Consider the following 17,102-nt stretch of genomic DNA (forward strand, 5'->3'; position numbering starts at 1 on the left):
GGCGGACGCGGGGCGCCGATCACGCCCGGGTGCTGATGATCGACGTCCAGCACTGCCGATCCGAATCGGGGCTGTCGCAGACCCGGAGCTTGATCAGGCTGCCCTCGTGCATGTCCTTGTTGCAGTACCCCCAACCCGTGAAGGTGAAGGTGAAGGTGCAGGTGCCCTGCCGGTAGAGCGTGCTGTCGCTCGGGTAGTAGTTCCACCAGACCGCGGTGGGCGTGCTGCCGATCGTGCTGTTGTTGGAGATCCAGAGCACGTCACCGTACGGCTGCCAGCAGGCGACGGAATGGCTGAAGGGATCGTCATCGGTGCAGTTCTTTGGATGTCCGTTGTCGACGTCCCCGCCGGTGGCGACATTCTTTTCCCAGGCGACCGCCGCCAGAGCCGGGCTCGCCCACGACGTGGCGACACCCAGGCCGACCGTGAGCGCCACCAGCGCGGCTCCCGCCTTCCTCATCAGATTCACAATTCGTCTCCATCCGCATGCGGGGGTGCCGGCCTGACCGGCACCCCCTGAACGTCCCTACGCGGCCGACGTACCCCATTCGACCGGGTTCTGCTTGAGAGTGGTGCCGTACTGCGAGCAGTAGGCGTACGACGTCGCCCCGGCGGCCGCTCTGGTGCCGAAGGCCACCGCCCCGTTGCTGCACCTCGCCCACCCCTTGAACGGGCCGTAGTCGCACGAGATCCCCGCCGTGTACTTGTCGTACCAGACCAACGCGCAGGCCGCGGCGGTCCCGGCGGCGGGCGCCGCCGCAGAGCCGGACCCCACGCCGGCGACCGCCTGGGCGGGCGCGGCGAGCCCACCGATCGCGAGCACCGCGCCCAACGCGAGGGGAGCAACCATCAATCTCTTCCGCATTGTTCCTCCGAATCGATCGGTTATTGCCGGACCTTCGCCATGCGATTCGTCAGCTCGTCCAGCGATGAAATGGCACGCCATGGCCCAGGGAGCTCCTGAGGAGCGATCAGCCCGGGCACCAGGCGCTCAGCACCGGATCGACTCCTGTCCTCGAAGACGAGGCCCTGCGGGTGGGGAACCAACGTCCGCACCCGGGGAGCGAGTTGGGCATTCACCACCCGGCCGGAAATCGTCGGCGCATCGGTGAGGAACAGGGCGACCCTGGTCCCCCTCGGGACCTCACGCTCGAAAACGTCCATTGAATTCAACGGCGTCTTTCCGTCCAGCGTGTTGATCGGCCCCCGGTCGAACTCGACGAACAGTCGTCCGTCCGACAGCACACTGCGGTCGGCAGCGCCCTTGAACGTCCGATCCACCCGCACCACCATGTAGACCCGGGGACAGGGGGTGTCGGCCGGCTCCGTCAGGTACGTCACGCCCTCCCGGAAACCCTCGACGGTCCCGACAGCGGTGACTTTGATGTAGTCCGCCGCCGCCAACGCCTCCGGCGTCCGCTGGGGGGTGTAGGAGTACTCCTTGAACCGCAGCGCCCGGGGATCCACCGCGGATGCGCTGACCACGGCCTCGTCCGACGTGCGGGCCGCGCCGTCACCGCAGCCCGGCACCAGGGCGAGCACACACCCGGCGGCCAGGACGACGCCCAGTACGCGTGAGTTTCGCTGTCGCATGGGTGGGCCCCTCAGTCGTAGTAGGCGTCGAAGTCGGACGTGTTGTGGGCGCTGTAGATGGCGTCGGTCGACCGGACGGTGCCGATGTCCCCGCCCGCCATGCAGTCGCGCTGGCCGGCTGGTGGAGGATCCTGGTGGCCCTTGAACCCGAGCGTGTGCCCCGCCTCGTGACAGGCGACCGACGAGTAGCCGTGCTCGTCGTCGGGGGCGTCCCGGGCGATGGCCGAACCGACCAGATACACGTGGTTCTGGTCGCACTCGCCCTGGTTGGACGAACCGTCGTTGGGCCACGCGTACTTGCAGAACGCCTCGCCGTACACGCCGTCGCGCCACGCGTCGAACCAGGCGATGTCGGTGCGGGGGGTCCCGTCCCCCACCGACACGTCGCAGGTCGAGTGGTAGGTGACCGCCGGGATGGCCGACAGGCGGGTGTCCATGTAGTTCATCGCCCCGGTCATGTTGTCCCGGATGTAGGACGTGACGCTGGACGTGAAGCAGTAGGAGACGTTCCCGCCGTCCTGGGCGTTCTGGTTGAAGTGGCTGAGGTCGGCCGACGCCGGTGCGGGGGCCAGGGCCACGACGGCCGCAGTGGCCGCCACGCAGACGAGAACCCTCCCCGGCACTGATCGTGATCTGGACAGCATGTTCATCCTCTCTGAGCGGCCGAACCGGTCGGCTCGCCACGGGCCTGTGAACAGGTGGACCACGGTGGGGCACCGCGAGGACTGCCACCCGGCAGCCGGGGCGGCTACGGCTGCCGGGCCAGCCGCATGGTCAGCAGGTCGCCCGCCTCGTCGAAGACGAGGGTCAGGTGTTCCCCGCTTTGCGGCGCCGCTCCGCGCGGCCTCGGCAGGCGCTCACCGGTGAAGTCGCCGTCGAGTTCGACAACGGTGACGGCGCGGTCCGTTCCGACGTCCGTCCGCAGTCGGGCGGCGGCCTCCGTGCCGCTGCTCCGCACCGACCGGACGCTCGTCGCCCCGGCGTCACCGGCCCAGGCCGCGATCCGCTGCACCTTGTCCGCCACGGAGCCCGACGGGCGGCCCTGCCCCGGAGCCGCCGCCGGGGATCCGCTGGCCAGCGTGCCGTCCGTGTTGCAGCGGGCCCGCATGTCGGTGGGGCTGGCGACCCAGAGCGTGTAGCAGGGCGTGCCGTTGGGGGTGGGCTGGCCGGCCGGGTAACTCGGGCTGGCCCAGCCGGTCTTCCACACCTTGTCGGCCGCCGTGCGGTACTTCAACTTGCCGGCGGTCATGCTCATGACGACCGACGGGCTGGTGACCTCCACGCCGACGTCGAGACGGCCCGTCGACGCCGGGGTGCCGGACCAGCGCGTCACGTAGGCACCGTTGCGGTACAGGTCCCAGGTGCCGTTGGAGGGCTCCTCGGCGCGCAGGACGGACTTGGTGTTCAGGGCCGCGCTTCCGTGGCAGCGCATCTCCCAGGCGTATCCCGGCCGGCCGGCGGCGCTGAACCAGTGCGGGGCACCGTTGCCGCACGGGTACCCGGCGAACCGGATGACCCCGAACTCCACCCAGGACGAAGCCGTCGGGTGGTCGAAGTTGACCCACATCTCGGAGGTGGCGAACTGGCTGCCGGTGTCCGGCACATACATGGAGTAGGTGCCGATCTCGGCCTCGGCGCCGGACACATCGGCGTGGCTCCAGCTGATCTGGCCGTAGCAGTGGCTCTCCCAGGTGCACGACTGCGGCGGCGGTACCAGCGCCGCCTGCGCCTGCGGGGCCTGGGGCAGCAGCGCCATGGTGAGACCGGCCAGTACGCCGGCGGACAGCAAACGACGACGGCTTCTCGACATGTTCTTCCTTTCGCCGGTTCGGGCTGAACAGGTGACCGCCGCCGACGCCGAATGCCGGCCGTCGGGTGGGGTGGCGATCCGCCGATGGTGGCACCCGGGAAAGGCCGCGCCTGGGTTTCTGGACGTCCGTGGACGACCGTGGACGGCGCCTGGCACGATGCGCGGGTGAGCGACAACTCCCAGGATCGATCCGGAGTGGACAGCCCTGGGACGGAGCAGGAGTTGTTGGCGGAGCTGAACTTGCTACGGGTCCGCGCGGCCCGTCAGCGCGGCAAGGCCAGGCTGTCGCTCCAGGACCTGACGGCGGCCACCGGGGTGCCCAAGAGCAGCCTGGCGAACTATCTGACCGGGCGCACCGCGATGCCCCTCGACGTCCTCGACCGGCTGCTGCTCGCCCTCGGGGTGGCTCCGATCGACGCGGGGGCCTGGGCGACGCGCTGGGAGCGACTCACCGGGGAGCGGCTGGGCGGCCCGACAGCCGACAGCGGCCTGAGCGGCGACGGGACCACCGAGGTACGGGACGACGAGCCGGCGCACGGCCCGGAGGCGACGGCACCCCGCACCCCGGACCGGCCCGGTCCGTCGCTGCCGGTGCCCGCCCAACTCCCACCCGCCTCGACCGCGTTCACCGGCCGGCAGGACGCCCTGGCGTGCCTCGACGAGTTGCTCGCCGAGGCCGACGTGAAGCCGGGCGCCCCGGTGATCGCGGTCGTCACCGGGGCCGCCGGGGTGGGCAAGACGACCCTGGCGACCCACTGGGCCCAGCGGGTCCGCGACCACTTTCCGGACGGTCAGCTCCACGTCAACCTCCGGGGCTTCGATGCGTCGAAGGATCCGGTCCCGCCCGCCGAGGCGGTACGCGGCTTCCTGGACGCCTTCGACGTCCCCCGGCACCGGGTCCCGACCGGCACGGACGCGCAGATCAACCTGTTCCGAAGCCTGCTGACCGGCCGGCGGATGCTCCTGCTCCTCGACAACGCCCGGGACGCCGACCAGGTCCGCCCGTTGCTGCCGGGCTCCTCCGGCTGCATGGCGCTGGTCACCAGCCGCAGCCAGCTACCCGGCCTGATCGCGGTGGAGGGCGCCCGGCCGATCGCCCTGGAGCTGCTCGCCACCGAGGAGTCGACAGCGCTGCTGGTCGGCCGGCTCGGCGCCCGCCGGGTCGCGGCGGAACCGACGGCGGTCGACGAGGTCGTGCGGCACTGCGCCGGCCTGCCACTGGCCCTGGCGATCGTCGCCGCCCGCGCCGCCACCCGCCCGCGCTTCCCGCTGGCCACCATCGCCGCCGAGCTGCGCGACGCTCCCCGCCATCTCGACCCGCTCGCCGGCGCCGAACCCAGCATCGACGTCCGGGCCGTCCTGTCCTGGTCGTACGCGCAGGTCGGCACGCCGGCCGCCCGGTTGTTCCGGCTGCTCGGGCTCGCCCCCGGGCCGGACATCGGAATCACCGCGGTGGCCAGCCTCGCCGGCGCAGCGGTGCCCGAGGTCCGGCCGCTGCTCGCCGAGTTGGTCGACGCGCACCTGGTCACCGAGCACAAGCCCGGCCGGTTCACCTGCCACGACCTGTTGCGCGCGTACGCCGGGGAGCTGGCCGAGGCGGACCCGGAGCCCGACCGGCGGGCGGCGACCCGCCGGGTGCTGGACCACTACCTGCACAGCGCGCACGCCGCCGAGCGGCCGCTGCAGCCGCCCCGGGGTCCGATCGCGCTCGCCGACCCGACGCCGGGGGCGGCCCCGGAACGATTCGACGACCGGGCCGCCGCGCTGGTCTGGTTCGCCGCGGAGCACCGGGTGCTCGTCGCCGCCGTCGAGCACGCGGCCGACACCGGCCACGACGGGCACGCCTGGCAGCTCGCCGCCGCCTGCGTCAGCTTCTTCGACCTGCGTGGGCACTGGCACGACTGGACCGGCACCCAGGAGATCGCCCTGGGCGCCGCCCGCCGGCTCGGCGACCGGGCCGCCGAGGCCCACGCGCACCGCTTCCTCGGCGGCGCCGCGACCCGGCTCGGCCGGTTCGTGGACGCCCGCGCCCACCAGTCGCGCGCGCTGGAGCTGTTCGGCGAGCTGGGCGACCAGCTCAACCAGGCGTTCACGCACCGCAGCCTGGGCTGGATCGCCGAACGGTCGGGCCAGCACGCCACCGCGCTGCGGCACGACCTGCGGGCCCTGGAGCTGTTCCGGCGTGCCGGCCACCGCAGCGGGGAGGCGAGGACCCTCAACTCGGTCGGCTGGTGCCACGCCCAGCTCGGCGACCACCGGCAGGCGATCGCGGACTGCGAGCGGGCGCTGGTCCTGCTCGACGAGCAGGGCGACCGGGACGGCGTCGCCATGACGCTGGACAGTCTCGGCTACGTCCACCGGCTGCTCGGCGAGCACGCCCGGGCCGCCGAGCTGTACCGCCGGGCCCAGGAGATCTTCGTGGCGCTCGGTGACCGGCCCGGCGAGGCCGAGGCAGGGGCGAACCTCGGCGACACCCTGCGCGAGGCCGGCGACCCCGAGAGGGCCGCCGCCGCGTGGCGGCACGCCCTGGCCATCCTCGACGACGTCGACGACCCGAAGGCCGAAAGGGTCCGGGCCAGCCTCGACGAGTTGGTCTGCGCCGAGCTGGACCCGGACGGCCCCCGAACCGGCCGGCGGCGACGGCAGTCCGGGTGAGCCGACCGGCGGCGGGGTCGGCCGGAACCACGCCGACCGGGCCGACCCGCCGCGCGGTCGGTGGCGACGCCGCACCGGAACCGCTACCGGGTCAGCTACTTGAGCTGGCCGGCCGTGAGCCCGGACTGCACCTGACGCTGGAAGAGCAGGTACACCACCAGCACCGGGATCACCGCGATGGTGAGGCCGGCGAAGAGCTGGGCGTAGTCGCCGGCGTATCCCTGGCTGATCGACAGGGCGGCCAGGCCCTGGGCGAGCATCCACTTCGACTCGTCGCCCTGGAGCAGCACCTGCGGCAGCAGGAACTGGTTCCAGTGGCTGAGGAAGTTGAAGATGGCGACGCTGATCAGTCCCGGCCGGGCCATCGGCAGCATCACGCGGAAGAACAGCCGGAAGTGGCCGCACCCGTCGACCAGCGCCGCCTCCGCCACCGAGGTCGGCAGGGTCCGGAAGAAGGCGGTGAGGAAGAAGACCGTGAACGGCAGTGAGTACGCCGCGTAGACCAGCACCAGCCCGGTCCAGGTGCCGAACAGCCCGGCGCTGCGGACCACGAAGAACAGCGGCACCAGGGCCAGGAAGACCGGGAACATCAGCCCGCCGACGAACAGGTAGTAGGCGAGCTGGCGGCCCCGGAACTCGTACCGGGCGAAGACGTACGCGGCGGTGGCCCCCATCAGCATGGTGAGGGCGACCGAGCCGGTGACCACCACGGCGCTGTTGAGGAAGTACCGGCCGATGTGCGCCCCGGTCCAGGCCCGCGCCCAGTTGTCGAACCGCAGCGCGTCGGGCAGGCCCCACGGGTCGGCGATGATCTCGGCGTTGGTCTTGAACGAGCTGATGAACATCCACAGCAGCGGCAGCACGGTCAGCGCGCCCCAGAACAGCAGGAAGCCGTGCGAGAGGAAGTTCACGACCCCCCGCTCGCGGCGCACCGGCCGGAGTTCCCGGGGGTTCCGGTCGCCGTCGACGAGCACGCCGACGGGCCTGTCCAGAGCGGTCATGACAGCTCGATCCGTTCCCGCCGGCTGACCCGCAGCGCCAGCACGGCCACCGACAGGGTCAGGAAGAACATCACCACGCCGATCGCCGACGCGTAGCCGAACTTGTTCTCGCTGCCGAACGCCGTGTCGTACATCCGCACCCCGATCACGTCCGAGGAGAAGTTGGGGCCGCCGTTGGTCATGAGCTGCACCAGGATGAACCCGTCCAGGGCCGCGACGGCCAGGTAGATCCAGGCGACCTGCACGGTGTCCCAGAGCAGCGGGATGGTGATCCGGCGCAGGGTGGCCCACCGGGACGCCCCGTCGAGCAGCACCGCCTCGTAGATCTCCCTCGGGATCGCCGACATGGCGGCCCCGAAGAGCACCACGTAGAACCCGACGTTGGACCACACCATCACCGCCAGCACGCACCAGAAGGCGACGTCCGGGTCGCCCAGCCAGACCGGCCCGGACACCCCCACCGTCCCCAGGATGCCGTTGAGCAGCCCGCTCGTGGGGTGGTAGGCCTCCTTCCACAGCGCCGCGATGATCACCACCGACAGCACCTGCGGGAAGAAGTAGACGGTGCGGTAGAACGCGCCGCCGCGTACCCCGGTGACCCCGGCCCGGCCCCGGCGCCCGCCCATGCTGAGCATGGTGGCGAAGAACAGCCCGAACGCGATGGTGAACACGGGCACCAGGGCGAGCAGGATCGCGTTGTTCTTCAGCGCGTTCCACACGTAGTCGTCGTGCCACAGGGCCTTGAAGTTGGCCAGGCCCACCGGGTTGGCCTCGGCCGAGTAGCCGAGCCAGTCGGTGGTGGAGATCTGGAACGCCTGCAGGTACGGCGACACGACGAAGACGATGTAGAGCAGCAGTGGCGGCACCAGGAAGGTGACGATCAGCGGGAGCCTGCCGTGCTTCACGCCGACCGCTTGTACTTCTTGATCGAGGTGTCCTGGGCGATCGAGTCGGCGTGCTTCTGGCACTGGTCGAGGAACTCCGCCGGGCCGATCCGCCCGCTGAAGAACTCGCCGCAGGCGGCGTCGACCAGGTTGCGCTCCAGCTTGCGGTAGTAGTTGTTGTAGACCCAGTTGAAGCCGTTGTCGCCGGACGCCGCCAGGGCCTTGACCACGGTGGTCAGCCCGAACGGCAGCTCGACGCCCTCGGTGGCCCCGGCGACCACGGTCAGGCTGGCGACCTTCTTCGTGAAGTCCTGGGCCCCCTGCTTCGACAGCATGGTGCGGAAGTACTCCAGGCCACCGGCGACGTTCTTCGCCTTGGCCGGCACCATGAACGGCTCGCCGGCGGTGCCCCGGACCGCCTCGAACGGCAGCTTGTCGCCGGCGCCCAGGCTCGGGGTGGGCGCGACGGTCATGTTGAACCCGGCCGGGGTGACCGCCTTCTGCTCGCTCTCCAGCCAGGAGCCGCAGGAGATGAACGCCGCCTTGCCCTGGCACCACGCGGTCTGCGACTGGACGTGGTCCAGGCCGGGCGTGCCGTCGAGGATGAACTTGTCCTTGACGATCTGGTGCCAGGCGTCGGCCGCGGCCTTCATCCCGTCGGACTTCCAGGCGTTCGGCTCCAGGTTGTCGATCGCGGTGGCGACCGAGGCGCCGCCGAACTTGATCGCGGTGGAGATCAGCGGCCAGCTCATGTAGCGGGGGTGCTTGCCGGCGTACGTCCAGGGGGCGATGCCCGCGGCCTTGATCTTCTTGCACAGGGCGATGTGCTCGTCCCAGGTCTTCGCGTACTCCCAGCCCCGGTCGGCGAAGAGCTTGGTGGAGTGCCAGATGCCGTAGACGGTGTAGGTGTAGTTCATCACCAGGAACCGGCCGTCGTACGAGCCGACCTCGACCGCGCCCGGCAGCAGGGTGTCCTTGACGGTCTTGCCGGGGACGTCGAGGCTCGGGGCGGCGAGCAGCTCGCCCAGGTCGGCGAGGGCGTTCTGGGAGACCAGTCCGTTGAAGTCGATCTGCCCGGCACCGGAGTTGTTCACCACGTCCGGCGGGGTGCCGTCGACGAAGCGCGGCTGGAGGGTCTTGCTGATCTCCGCGGTGGCCGAGTGCTTGATCTTGGCCTTCGGGTACTTCGCGGTGTACATCGCCTCGTGGGCCTTGGCGTAGTCCTCGCCGAAGCCGCCGTTGAAGATGACGACCTCCAGCGGGGCGTCCTCGGCGACCCCGAGCGGGTTCTGCGCGGACTTGGTGCCCTTGTACACCTCGGCGTCGGCGGAGTCGTCACCGCCGGAGCTGGCGCAGCCGGCGAGCAGGCCGGCGGCGGGGGTGGCCAGCAGGCCGGCGGCGGCGCTGCGCCGCAGGATGTCACGCCTGTCCATCGTTGCTCCTCGGATCGTCCCGGGCGGATCTGTTTTTTCTCTTCACGTCACTGAAGTCGACTGAAGAATTTCTACGGCAGGAGCGCGTCGACTTCAAGCCCTGGCCACCGAACCGTTATCACCACCGGGCAGCCCAGGCTCGCATAGCCTGAGCCCATGCGCCGCCTCCGGCAGCTCGCCGAGCGCACGCCGGCAGGGCGCGAGCGCTACGTGGATCTGCTCCGGGCGGTCGCGATCGGGATGGTCGTCGTCGGTCACTGGGGCGTCACCGTGATCGGCCGGGACGCCGCCGGGCGACCCACCGGACACTCCGCGCTCGGCGACCTGCCGTGGGCGTACCCGCTGACCTGGGTCGCCCAGGTGCTGCCGGTGTTCTTCCTCGTCGGCGGGTTCGCCAACGCCGCCTCGCTGACCGCGCACCGGGGCCGGGGCGGCGACGCCACCGGCTGGCTGCTCGACCGCAGCGCCCGGCTGGTGCCGCCGACCACCGTCCTGCTGGTGGTCCTGGCCGCCGGCTCGGCGGGCGCCCACCTCTGGGGCATCGACCCGGCCCAGGTCCGCCAGGTGGTCTGGTTCGCCACCGTCCCGCTGTGGTTCCTCGTGCCCTACCTGGCCGTCGTGGCCCTCACCCCGCCGATGCACGCGCTGCACCGCCGCTTCGGGCTGGCCGTGCCGGTGGCGCTGGTCGGGCTGGTTGCCCTCGGCGACCTGGGTCGGCTGGTCGGACCGGGGGCGCTGGCCACCGGAAACCACCTGGCCGGCTGGCTCGCCGTGCACCAGGTCGGCTTCGCCTGGTACGACGCCCACGCCCGCCCGGCCGGGGACCCGGGACGCGACCGCACCCGGCACCCCCTGCCGACCTCGCGGCGGGCGGCGACGGCCCTGCTGGTCGGCGGGTTCGGCGCGCTGCTGCTGCTCACCACGATCGGGCCGTACCCGGTCTCCATGCTGCACGTGCCCGGCCAGCGGCTGGAGAACACCGGCCCGCCCAGCCTGGCGCTGCTCGCCCTGGCCACCGCCCAGCTCGGGCTGATCCTGCTGCTGCGCCGGCCCGCGCGGCGGTGGCTGCGCCGGCCGGGCCCGTGGCAGGCGGTGATCGCGGTCAACTCCGTGGTGCTGACCGTGTTCCTCTGGCATCTCACCGCCGTCCTGCTGCTGATCGGGCTGCTGGACGCGGTCGGCCTGCTGCCCACCCCGGCGGTGGGGACCGCGGCCTGGTACGCCTGGCGGGTGCCGTGGCTGCTGCTGCTCGCCCTGGTGCTGGCCGGCCTGGTCGCCGTCTTCGGGCCGGTCGAGGCACGCGCCGGCCGGCGACGCCGTGCCGGGGGGCGGTCGACAGGCCGCCGGCGGGCCAGGACCGCGCTGGTGGTCGCCGGGTACGCCGCCGCGCTCGGCGGGCTGCTGGTCAACACCGTCACCCCGCAGAGCGCGCCCGCGCCGCTGGGACTGCCCGCCCCGGCGCTGGTCGCGTACCTGGCCGGGGCGGGGCTGCTGCGGCTGCTCAGGTCTGGGTGGGGAACCCGAGGTTGACCCCGCCGTGCCGGGGATCGGGCCACCGGCTGGTGACCACCTTGCCCCGGGTGAAGAACGCCACCCCGTCCGCGCCGTGGGCGTGCAGGTCACCGAAGAGGGACGCCTTCCAGCCGCCGAACGAGTAGTACGCCATCGGCACCGGGATCGGCACGTTGATGCCGACCATGCCGACCTCCACCTCGTGCTGGTAGCGCCGGGCCGCGCCGCCGTCCCTGGTGAAGATCGCCGTGCCGTTGCCGTACGGGTTGGCGTTGACCAGGTCCACCGCCTCGTCGTACGAGCCCACCCGCAGGACGCCGAGCACCGGGCCGAAGATCTCGTCGGTGTAGATCGACATGTCCGGGGTGACCCGGTCGAACAGGGTCGGGCCGAGCCAGAACCCGGCCGGGTCCCCGTCCGGGGCGACGTCCCGCCCGTCGACCACCGGGACCGCCCCGGCGGCCACCCCCGCCTCGACGTACCCGCGCACCCGGGCCGCGTGCGCGGCCGTCACCAGGGGGCCCATGTCGCAGCCCCGCCGGCCGTCGCCGGTGCGCAGCCGGGCCATCCGCTCGGCGATCCGCGCCACCAGGGCGTCGGCGACCGGCTCCACCACGACCAGCGCGGAGATCGCCATGCACCGCTCCCCCGCCGAGCCGAACCCGGCGTTGACCGCCGCGTCGGCGGCCAGGTCCAGGTCGGCGTCCGGAAGCACCACCATGTGGTTCTTCGCCCCGCCGAGGGCCTGCACCCGCTTGCCGGCGGCGGTGCCGCGCTGGTGCACGTGTCGGGCGACCGGGGTGGAGCCGACGAACGACACCGCCCGCACGTCGGGGTGGTCGAGCAGGGCGTCGACCGCCTCGGCGTCGCCGTTGACCACGTTGAGCACCCCGTCGGGCAGGCCGGCCTCGGCGAACCACTCGGCCAGCAGCAGCGCCGCGCCCGGGTCCTTCTCGCTCGGCTTGAGCACCACCGCGTTGCCGCAGGCCACCGCGACCGGGACGAACCACAGCGGCACCATCACCGGGAAGTTGAACGGGGAGATCACCGCGACCACCCCGAGCGGCTGGCGCAGGCTGTACGAGTCGACCTCCGTGGAGACGTTCTCGCTGAACCCGCCGCGCAGCGCCGAGGGGATGCCGCAGGCGTACTCGATGACCTCCAGGCCGCGCTGCACCTCGCCGGCGGCGTCGGCGAGCACCTTGCCGTGCTCGGCGGTGATCACCTCGGCGAGCCGGCCCCGGCGGGCGTTCACCAGCTCGCGGAAGGCGAACAGCACGGCCGTCCGCTTCGCCAGGGAGGCGTCCCGCCAGCTCCGCGCGGCCCGCCCCGCGGCCCGTACCGCGACCGCCACGTCTTCGGCGCAGGCCAACGCCACCTGCCCGGTACGCCGGCCGGTGGCCGGGTCGAAGACGTCGCCGCGCCGGGTGGACGTGCCGTCGACCCGCTCGCCGTCGACGAAGTGCCCGATCACCGGCCCGTCCCCCGTCGCGCTCACGCCGCCGCCCCGGGCGCCGCCGCCGAGCTGCGGATCGCGTCGACGAGGATGGCCAGCCCCTCGCGGGCCTCGTCCTCGGTGAGCGTCAGCGGCGGGCCCATCCGCAGCACGTTGCCGTACAGGCCGCCCTTGCCGACCAGCAGGCCGCCGGCCCGGCACGCCTCGAACACGAGCGCGGTCAGCGTCGGGTCGGGCTCGACGCCGCCGGGGTGGACGAACTCGACGCCGAGCATCAGGCCCTTGCCGCGTACCTCGGCGACGCAGTCGAGGCCGCCCACGGCGGCGCGCAGGCCGTCGGCGAGGATCGCCCCGGTGCGGGCGGCGTTGGCCTGGAGGTCGTGGTCGAGCAGGTAGTCCAGGACGGCGTTGCCGGCGGCCGTGGAGACCGGGTTGCCGCCGAAGGTGGAGAAGCTGATCGCCGGCACCGACTCCATGATCTCGGCCCGGCCGACCAGCCCGGCCAGGGCGAAGCCGTTGCCGATGCCCTTGGCGAAGGTGAGCAGGTCCGGGGTGACGCCGTGCGCCTGGTACCCCCAGAAGTGCTCGCCGGTGCGCCCCCAGCCGGTCTGCACCTCGTCGGAGATCAGCAGGATGCCGTGGGCGTCGAGTTCCTTCTTCCAGGCGGCGAACAGGCCGTCCGGGCCGTGCACGAACCCACCGACGCCCTGGATCGGCTCGGCGATCAGACAGGCCACGTCGCCGGCCGTCTGGGTGGCGAGCACCTCGCGCAGGTCCTCCACCGCGGCGTCGACCCGGTCCGCCGGGTCGAGCCGGGACAGCAGGCCGCGCAGCCGCTCGCCGGAGTGCAGCCAGGCCACCTGGAGGGGGTTGAGCGCGCTGGCCGACCAGCTCCGGTTCCCGGTGACGCCCATCGCCGCGTACGACCGGCCGTGGTAGCTGTTGCGCACCGCGAGGATCTGGTGCGAGCGACGGTGGTTGGTGGCGGCCAGCAGGGCGGCCTCGTTGGCCTCGGTGCCGGAGTTGGTGAAGAACACCCGGGCGTCGGGGATGCCGGAGAGCCGGGCGATCTTCTCGGCCAGCTCGACCTGCTGACGGATCAGGTAGAGCGTGGAGCTGTGCACGACGCCCGTGCGGAGCTGCCGCTCGACGGCCTCCCGGATCTCCGGGATGTCGTAGCCGATCATGTTGGTCAGTACGCCACCGAAGAAGTCCAGGTAGCTGCGTCCCCGCGCGTCGGTGACCCGGCGGCCGGAGCCCGCGACCAGCTCGATCGGCTCGGCGTAGTAGAGCGGCATCCAGGAAGGCAGCACGGCCCGGTGCCGGGCCAGCAGGTCGTCGGTCATTCGTCGCACCCTCCGAGGCGTTGGCGGTCACCGCACGCTCCCATCCGGACGGGCGTGGGGACAACTGCCACTGTGTAGCGCGCCACCGGCCACCGCCTGACACCACGTCAACCGACCACCACGATTTCCGACATGATCAGGGCATCGGAGTAGCGTTTCCGGTGGTCGAAGCCGGCCGGGACGACTTATTCCGCAACAGGGGCCGGGAGGCGCCGGTAGGCGGGCGGGTGCCGGTACGATCCGGCGGGTGCCGATCATCCCGGACGACCCGTCGGCGCCGCGGCGGCACACCGGCGCCCACGTGGCGCTGCCGAGCGGCGGGGCGGGCACGACCCCGCAGGAGATCGCCGACGGCGTGCGGTCCTGGGTGACCTCGCCGCCGCTTCGGGAGCTGGTGGCGCGCTTCGGCGGGGACTGGCCGGCCGGGAACCTGACGGCGGTGCTGGCGTGGCTGGACGACTTCTCCGCCCGGCACTGGGACTTCCGGGGCGGCCGGGAGCGCCCCGAGGCCCGGGAGCCGGCCCTCGACCCGCACACCGCCGGGCTGGTGCTCGCCGCGGCGTCCGCGCTCGGCCTGGTCCGCCCGGTCCGGCCGGTCCGCCCCGGCTACGCCCACCTGGTGGTCCTCGGCGGGCTGGCGCACGCCTGTCTGCGCCGGGTCGGGTACGCCGCACACCTGCTGCGTTCCGGCACGCGGGTGGCCGGCGAGGTGGCCGTGCTGGGCAGTCTCCGTCCGCTGTCCGACGCCGAGCGGCGGGCGCTGGCCGAGGCGGGCGTGGCGGACGGCGACACCGAGGTGGACGCCCTCGACGCGGCGGTCCGGCTGGCGTTCCGGATGGCCGGGCCGGCCACGTCCGACGGGGTGGACGCCGGGCACCCGCACCACTCCTGGTCCTCGCGGACCTACCGGCCGGCGGGGCTGCCCCCGGTGCGGGTGCTCGCCGCCCCGTCCAGCGAGCCGGACCGGCGGCGGGCGCACACGGCCGACACCCAGCGGTTCTGGGCCGAGCACGTGCGGCTGTCGCCGGGCGATCCGGTGCTGGTGGTCACCGCGCCGATCTACGTGCCGTTCCAGCACTGCGACGCGTTGCGCACCCTCGCCGTGCCGTACGGGTGCGCGATCGAGACCGTCGGCGTCGACCCGGAGGTGCCCGACCTGGCCCGGCTGCCCGAGCCGGCCCTCACCCCGGGCCGCCACCTTCAGGAGATCCGCTCGGCGATCCGGTCGATGCGCGCCCTGCACGCGAGCCTCGCCGCCGGCTGAGGCGGCGCGGGCCGACGCCCGACGGGGATGTCGGACGCCGACCCGGACCGGGTGCGCGGGGTCAGTTCACGTAGACGATCGGGCTGCCCGCCTGGGTGGTGTCCCGGACCGGCGAGTACGTGGCGCTGAAGTACGCGGTCGAGAAGCAGGTGCCCGGCCCGGCGGACTTGGTGAAGGGCTGGTTGACGAAGGCGATCGAGGTGGTGGCGTTGGACGCCGTCCCCTTCATGATGTTGCCGTTGGCCTTGTAGACGCAGGTGATGTTGCCGAGCAGGGTGCGCAGCGAGACGGTGCTCTGGATCGCCCCGGTGAGGGTGACCGCGCCGGCGCTGGTGACGGAGACGGAGTACGGCAGGTTGTCGACGACCACGCTGTTCACCCCGAGCGTGCCGACCACGTTCGTGGTGCAGTTGGTGAAGGTCTGCCCGGTGAGGCTCTCGGTGGCGGTCCCCGGCGCGGCCGGGTTGGTCAGCACCTTGGCGGTGAAGGCGGACGCGGCGCACTTCACGCCGGTGGTGCCGGTGGCGGTGGAGTAGAAGTTGGCGGTGGTGGTGGCCTTCAGGTTGGCCTGCAGGACGTCCCCGACCGCCACGGCGGTGCCGGCCGCGCTGCCGGTGGTGAGCACCGTGTTGGCGAGGGGGGCGGGCGGGGCGGCGGCAGCGGGGGCCGCCGCGACGAGGGAGCCGAGCAGCGCGACGGCGGCGAGGCCGACGGCGGCGCGTCCGTACCTGGGCATGGTGGATCCTTTCGACGGTGGTGCGGCGGTGGCGGCCGGCCGGGGTCGACCGTGCCCGGCGTGGACCGGGCACGACCGGACGGCCGCTCGGGGGACGGCCGCGTAGGGGCGCACCGCGGCCGGTGGGCCCGTCGCCGGGGACGGCCTCGGCGGCGGGTTGAGCCCGTCGCCGGGGACAGCCGCGACGGCGGGTTGTGCCCGTCGCCGAGGACAGCCGCGACGGCGGATCGGACACCGCCGGGGACAGCTTCGGCGGCGGGTCGGACGCCGCCGGGCGGCGCGACGTGCGCGCATCGGCGGCCGGGCGGCCGGTGAACCACCGGCCCGAGAGCTTCCGGCCGGTCAGCGGACGGTGCGGGCTGGTGCACTGCGGCGCAGCCGCGTCACCTGCGATCTTCCGGCCTTGGGTGCGAGGGTGCGGTCAGCGATAATGGCGAACATCGAGCCCTCCTTCGGCGCTGCTCGGTGCGGCCGTCCGGCGAAGATGGCCATGAGTGACACGACCGGAACTCAACGTGGTGAAGTTATAAACCCCGGAGGGTCGCAAAGTCAATCGTCGATTCAGGGAGGTCGATGTCAATGTCGCTGGCACCGCACCCGGCGGCCGGGGCGACCCCCCTGCCCGGCGCCCGCCCCGGCCGCGATCCCGAACGGGCGATCAAACGCGGCCCGCGCCGCCTGTCCGCCGAGGTGGTGGCGGCGACCCAGCGCGACCGGCTGTTCGACGGGCTCGTCCACGAGGTGGCGGCGAAGGGCTACGACAACGCCCGGGTCACCGACATCTGCCGCGCGGCCGGGGTGACCCGCCCCGCCTTCTACACCCTCTTCGCCGGCAAGGAGGACGCCTTCCTCGCCACCTACCGGCACGGCACCGCCGTCCTGCTGCGCCTGATGGACGACGCCTACGCCGCAGCCGGGCCGGACTGGACGGACACCGCCCGGGCCACCCTGCGGACCCTGTTGGAGGTGCTGGCCAGCGTGCCCGCGTTCGCCCGGATGGCGCTGGTGGAGATCGACGCCGCCGGCCCGGCCGCCCGGGGCGAGCGGGACCTGCTGCTGACGGAGTTCCACCGGTTCTTCCGCCCGCCCCGCCCCCGGTCCCCGCTGACCGAACAGGACGACGAGCTGCTGGTCACCGCCGTGGTCGGCGGCATCCACACCACCGTCCGGCAGCGGGTCGCCCAGGGCCGCGCGACGGAGTTGCCCCGGCTCCTGCCGGCGCTGACGTACGCCATGACGGCACCCTTCCTCGGCCCGGCCGCCGGCGGGCGGGCCGCCCAGGCCTCCGGCGCGGACACCACCCCCGGCGTCACGGCCCCCTGCGCGGCAGACCCGGCCCACTCGCGCAGGCCGGGCACCTGACCGACCCGCCGGCCACGATCAGAAACCGCTGCGGTTTCTCACTATTGGCC

15 protein-coding genes are annotated in these 17,102 nt (G+C 72.8%); 4 read left to right on the forward strand and 11 right to left on the reverse strand.

Annotated features, from left to right (window positions below):
* Window positions 1–19 precede the first annotated feature (19 nt).
* The 5 genes from ABT023_RS19540 to ABT023_RS19560 form a co-directional block, all read right to left on the reverse strand.
* The gene (locus ABT023_RS19540) at window positions 20–460 is read right to left on the reverse strand and encodes a hypothetical protein (RefSeq protein WP_350887534.1); all 441 of its coding nucleotides are present in this window, start codon (window positions 458–460) and stop codon (window positions 20–22) included.
* Between the two features lie 66 nt (window positions 461–526).
* On the reverse strand, window positions 527–850 hold the full coding sequence (locus ABT023_RS19545) for a hypothetical protein (RefSeq protein WP_350887537.1): 324 nt from the start codon (window positions 848–850) through the stop codon (window positions 527–529).
* A gap of 35 nt (window positions 851–885) precedes the next feature.
* Window positions 886–1,542 (reverse strand): hypothetical protein, encoded by a 657-nt coding sequence (locus ABT023_RS19550; protein WP_350887539.1) that lies wholly within the window; start codon window positions 1,540–1,542, stop codon window positions 886–888.
* Window positions 1,543–1,604: 62 nt separating this feature from the next.
* Window positions 1,605–2,192, reverse strand: coding sequence for a hypothetical protein (locus ABT023_RS19555; RefSeq protein ID WP_350887541.1), 588 nt, complete (start codon window positions 2,190–2,192; stop codon window positions 1,605–1,607).
* Window positions 2,193–2,341: 149 nt separating this feature from the next.
* Window positions 2,342–3,403, reverse strand: a complete 1,062-nt coding sequence (locus ABT023_RS19560; protein WP_350887543.1) for a hypothetical protein — start codon at window positions 3,401–3,403, stop codon at window positions 2,342–2,344.
* 165 nt (window positions 3,404–3,568) lie between these two features.
* On the opposite strand from ABT023_RS19560, the gene ABT023_RS19565 reads away from it, so the two are divergent.
* Window positions 3,569–6,058: an ATP-binding protein gene (locus ABT023_RS19565; RefSeq protein ID WP_350887546.1), complete on the forward strand. Its 2,490-nt coding sequence runs from the start codon at window positions 3,569–3,571 to the stop codon at window positions 6,056–6,058.
* 95 nt (window positions 6,059–6,153) lie between these two features.
* Here ABT023_RS19565 and ABT023_RS19570 read toward each other — a convergent pair whose 3' ends face one another.
* From ABT023_RS19570 to ngcE, 3 genes are read right to left on the reverse strand one after another with little or no spacing between them, the layout of a single operon-like run.
* A complete protein-coding gene (locus ABT023_RS19570; RefSeq protein WP_350887549.1) occupies window positions 6,154–7,059 on the reverse strand; it encodes a carbohydrate ABC transporter permease in 906 nt (301 codons plus the stop codon).
* A complete protein-coding gene (locus ABT023_RS19575) occupies window positions 7,056–7,964 on the reverse strand; it encodes a carbohydrate ABC transporter permease (protein ID WP_350887551.1) in 909 nt (302 codons plus the stop codon). The genes ABT023_RS19570 and ABT023_RS19575 overlap by 4 nt, the downstream gene beginning before the upstream one ends.
* A complete protein-coding gene (ngcE, locus tag ABT023_RS19580) occupies window positions 7,961–9,376 on the reverse strand; it encodes an N-acetylglucosamine/diacetylchitobiose ABC transporter substrate-binding protein (protein ID WP_350887554.1) in 1,416 nt (471 codons plus the stop codon). The genes ABT023_RS19575 and ngcE overlap by 4 nt, the downstream gene beginning before the upstream one ends.
* A gap of 156 nt (window positions 9,377–9,532) precedes the next feature.
* Between ngcE and ABT023_RS19585 the strand changes: the two genes are divergently transcribed.
* Window positions 9,533–10,906 (forward strand): acyltransferase family protein, encoded by a 1,374-nt coding sequence (locus tag ABT023_RS19585; RefSeq protein WP_350887557.1) that lies wholly within the window; start codon window positions 9,533–9,535, stop codon window positions 10,904–10,906.
* On the opposite strand, the gene ABT023_RS19590 is transcribed toward ABT023_RS19585, so the two are convergent.
* Together ABT023_RS19590 and ABT023_RS19595 are read right to left on the reverse strand one after the other, a co-directional pair.
* Window positions 10,878–12,362, reverse strand: coding sequence for a CoA-acylating methylmalonate-semialdehyde dehydrogenase (locus ABT023_RS19590; RefSeq protein ID WP_350887664.1), 1,485 nt, complete (start codon window positions 12,360–12,362; stop codon window positions 10,878–10,880). The genes ABT023_RS19585 and ABT023_RS19590 overlap by 29 nt on opposite strands.
* A gap of 20 nt (window positions 12,363–12,382) precedes the next feature.
* Window positions 12,383–13,690 carry an aspartate aminotransferase family protein gene (locus tag ABT023_RS19595; protein WP_350887559.1) on the reverse strand — a complete coding sequence of 436 codons (1,308 nt, stop codon included), beginning with the start codon at window positions 13,688–13,690 and terminating at the stop codon, window positions 12,383–12,385.
* 247 nt (window positions 13,691–13,937) lie between these two features.
* Here ABT023_RS19595 and ABT023_RS19600 point away from each other — a divergent pair, with 247 nt between their 5' ends.
* Window positions 13,938–14,954, forward strand: a complete 1,017-nt coding sequence (locus ABT023_RS19600) for a hypothetical protein (RefSeq protein WP_350887562.1) — start codon at window positions 13,938–13,940, stop codon at window positions 14,952–14,954.
* A 61-nt stretch (window positions 14,955–15,015) separates the two neighbouring features.
* Here the strand turns inward: ABT023_RS19600 and ABT023_RS19605 are convergent, their stop codons facing one another.
* Entirely contained in the window at window positions 15,016–15,690 is a 675-nt protein-coding gene (locus ABT023_RS19605) for a Tat pathway signal sequence domain protein (RefSeq protein ID WP_350887565.1), read from the reverse strand.
* A 579-nt stretch (window positions 15,691–16,269) separates the two neighbouring features.
* Here ABT023_RS19605 and ABT023_RS19610 point away from each other — a divergent pair.
* Window positions 16,270–17,052, forward strand: a complete 783-nt coding sequence (locus ABT023_RS19610; RefSeq protein ID WP_350887567.1) for a TetR/AcrR family transcriptional regulator — start codon at window positions 16,270–16,272, stop codon at window positions 17,050–17,052.
* Window positions 17,053–17,102 lie beyond the last annotated feature (50 nt).

Source organism: Micromonospora sp. NPDC002296, from assembly GCF_040296145.1.
Taxonomy (GTDB): Bacteria; Actinomycetota; Actinomycetes; order Mycobacteriales; family Micromonosporaceae; genus Micromonospora.

Bases quoted from the DNA above. Each gene is read 5' to 3' on its own strand.
- ABT023_RS19595 (WP_350887559.1), bottom strand. From the start codon at position 13,690: ATGACCGACGACCTGCTGGCCCGGCACCGGGCCGTGCTGCCTTCCTGG.
- ABT023_RS19605 (WP_350887565.1), bottom strand. From the start codon at position 15,690: ATGCCCAGGTACGGACGCGCCGCCGTCGGCCTCGCCGCCGTCGCGCTG.
- ngcE (WP_350887554.1), bottom strand. From the start codon at position 9,376: ATGGACAGGCGTGACATCCTGCGGCGCAGCGCCGCCGCCGGCCTGCTG.
- ABT023_RS19560 (WP_350887543.1), bottom strand. From the start codon at position 3,403: ATGTCGAGAAGCCGTCGTCGTTTGCTGTCCGCCGGCGTACTGGCCGGT.
- ABT023_RS19610 (WP_350887567.1), top strand. From the start codon at position 16,270: ATGTCGCTGGCACCGCACCCGGCGGCCGGGGCGACCCCCCTGCCCGGC.
- ABT023_RS19540 (WP_350887534.1), bottom strand. From the start codon at position 460: ATGAGGAAGGCGGGAGCCGCGCTGGTGGCGCTCACGGTCGGCCTGGGT.
- ABT023_RS19545 (WP_350887537.1), bottom strand. From the start codon at position 850: ATGGTTGCTCCCCTCGCGTTGGGCGCGGTGCTCGCGATCGGTGGGCTC.
- ABT023_RS19585 (WP_350887557.1), top strand. From the start codon at position 9,533: ATGCGCCGCCTCCGGCAGCTCGCCGAGCGCACGCCGGCAGGGCGCGAG.
- ABT023_RS19570 (WP_350887549.1), bottom strand. From the start codon at position 7,059: ATGACCGCTCTGGACAGGCCCGTCGGCGTGCTCGTCGACGGCGACCGG.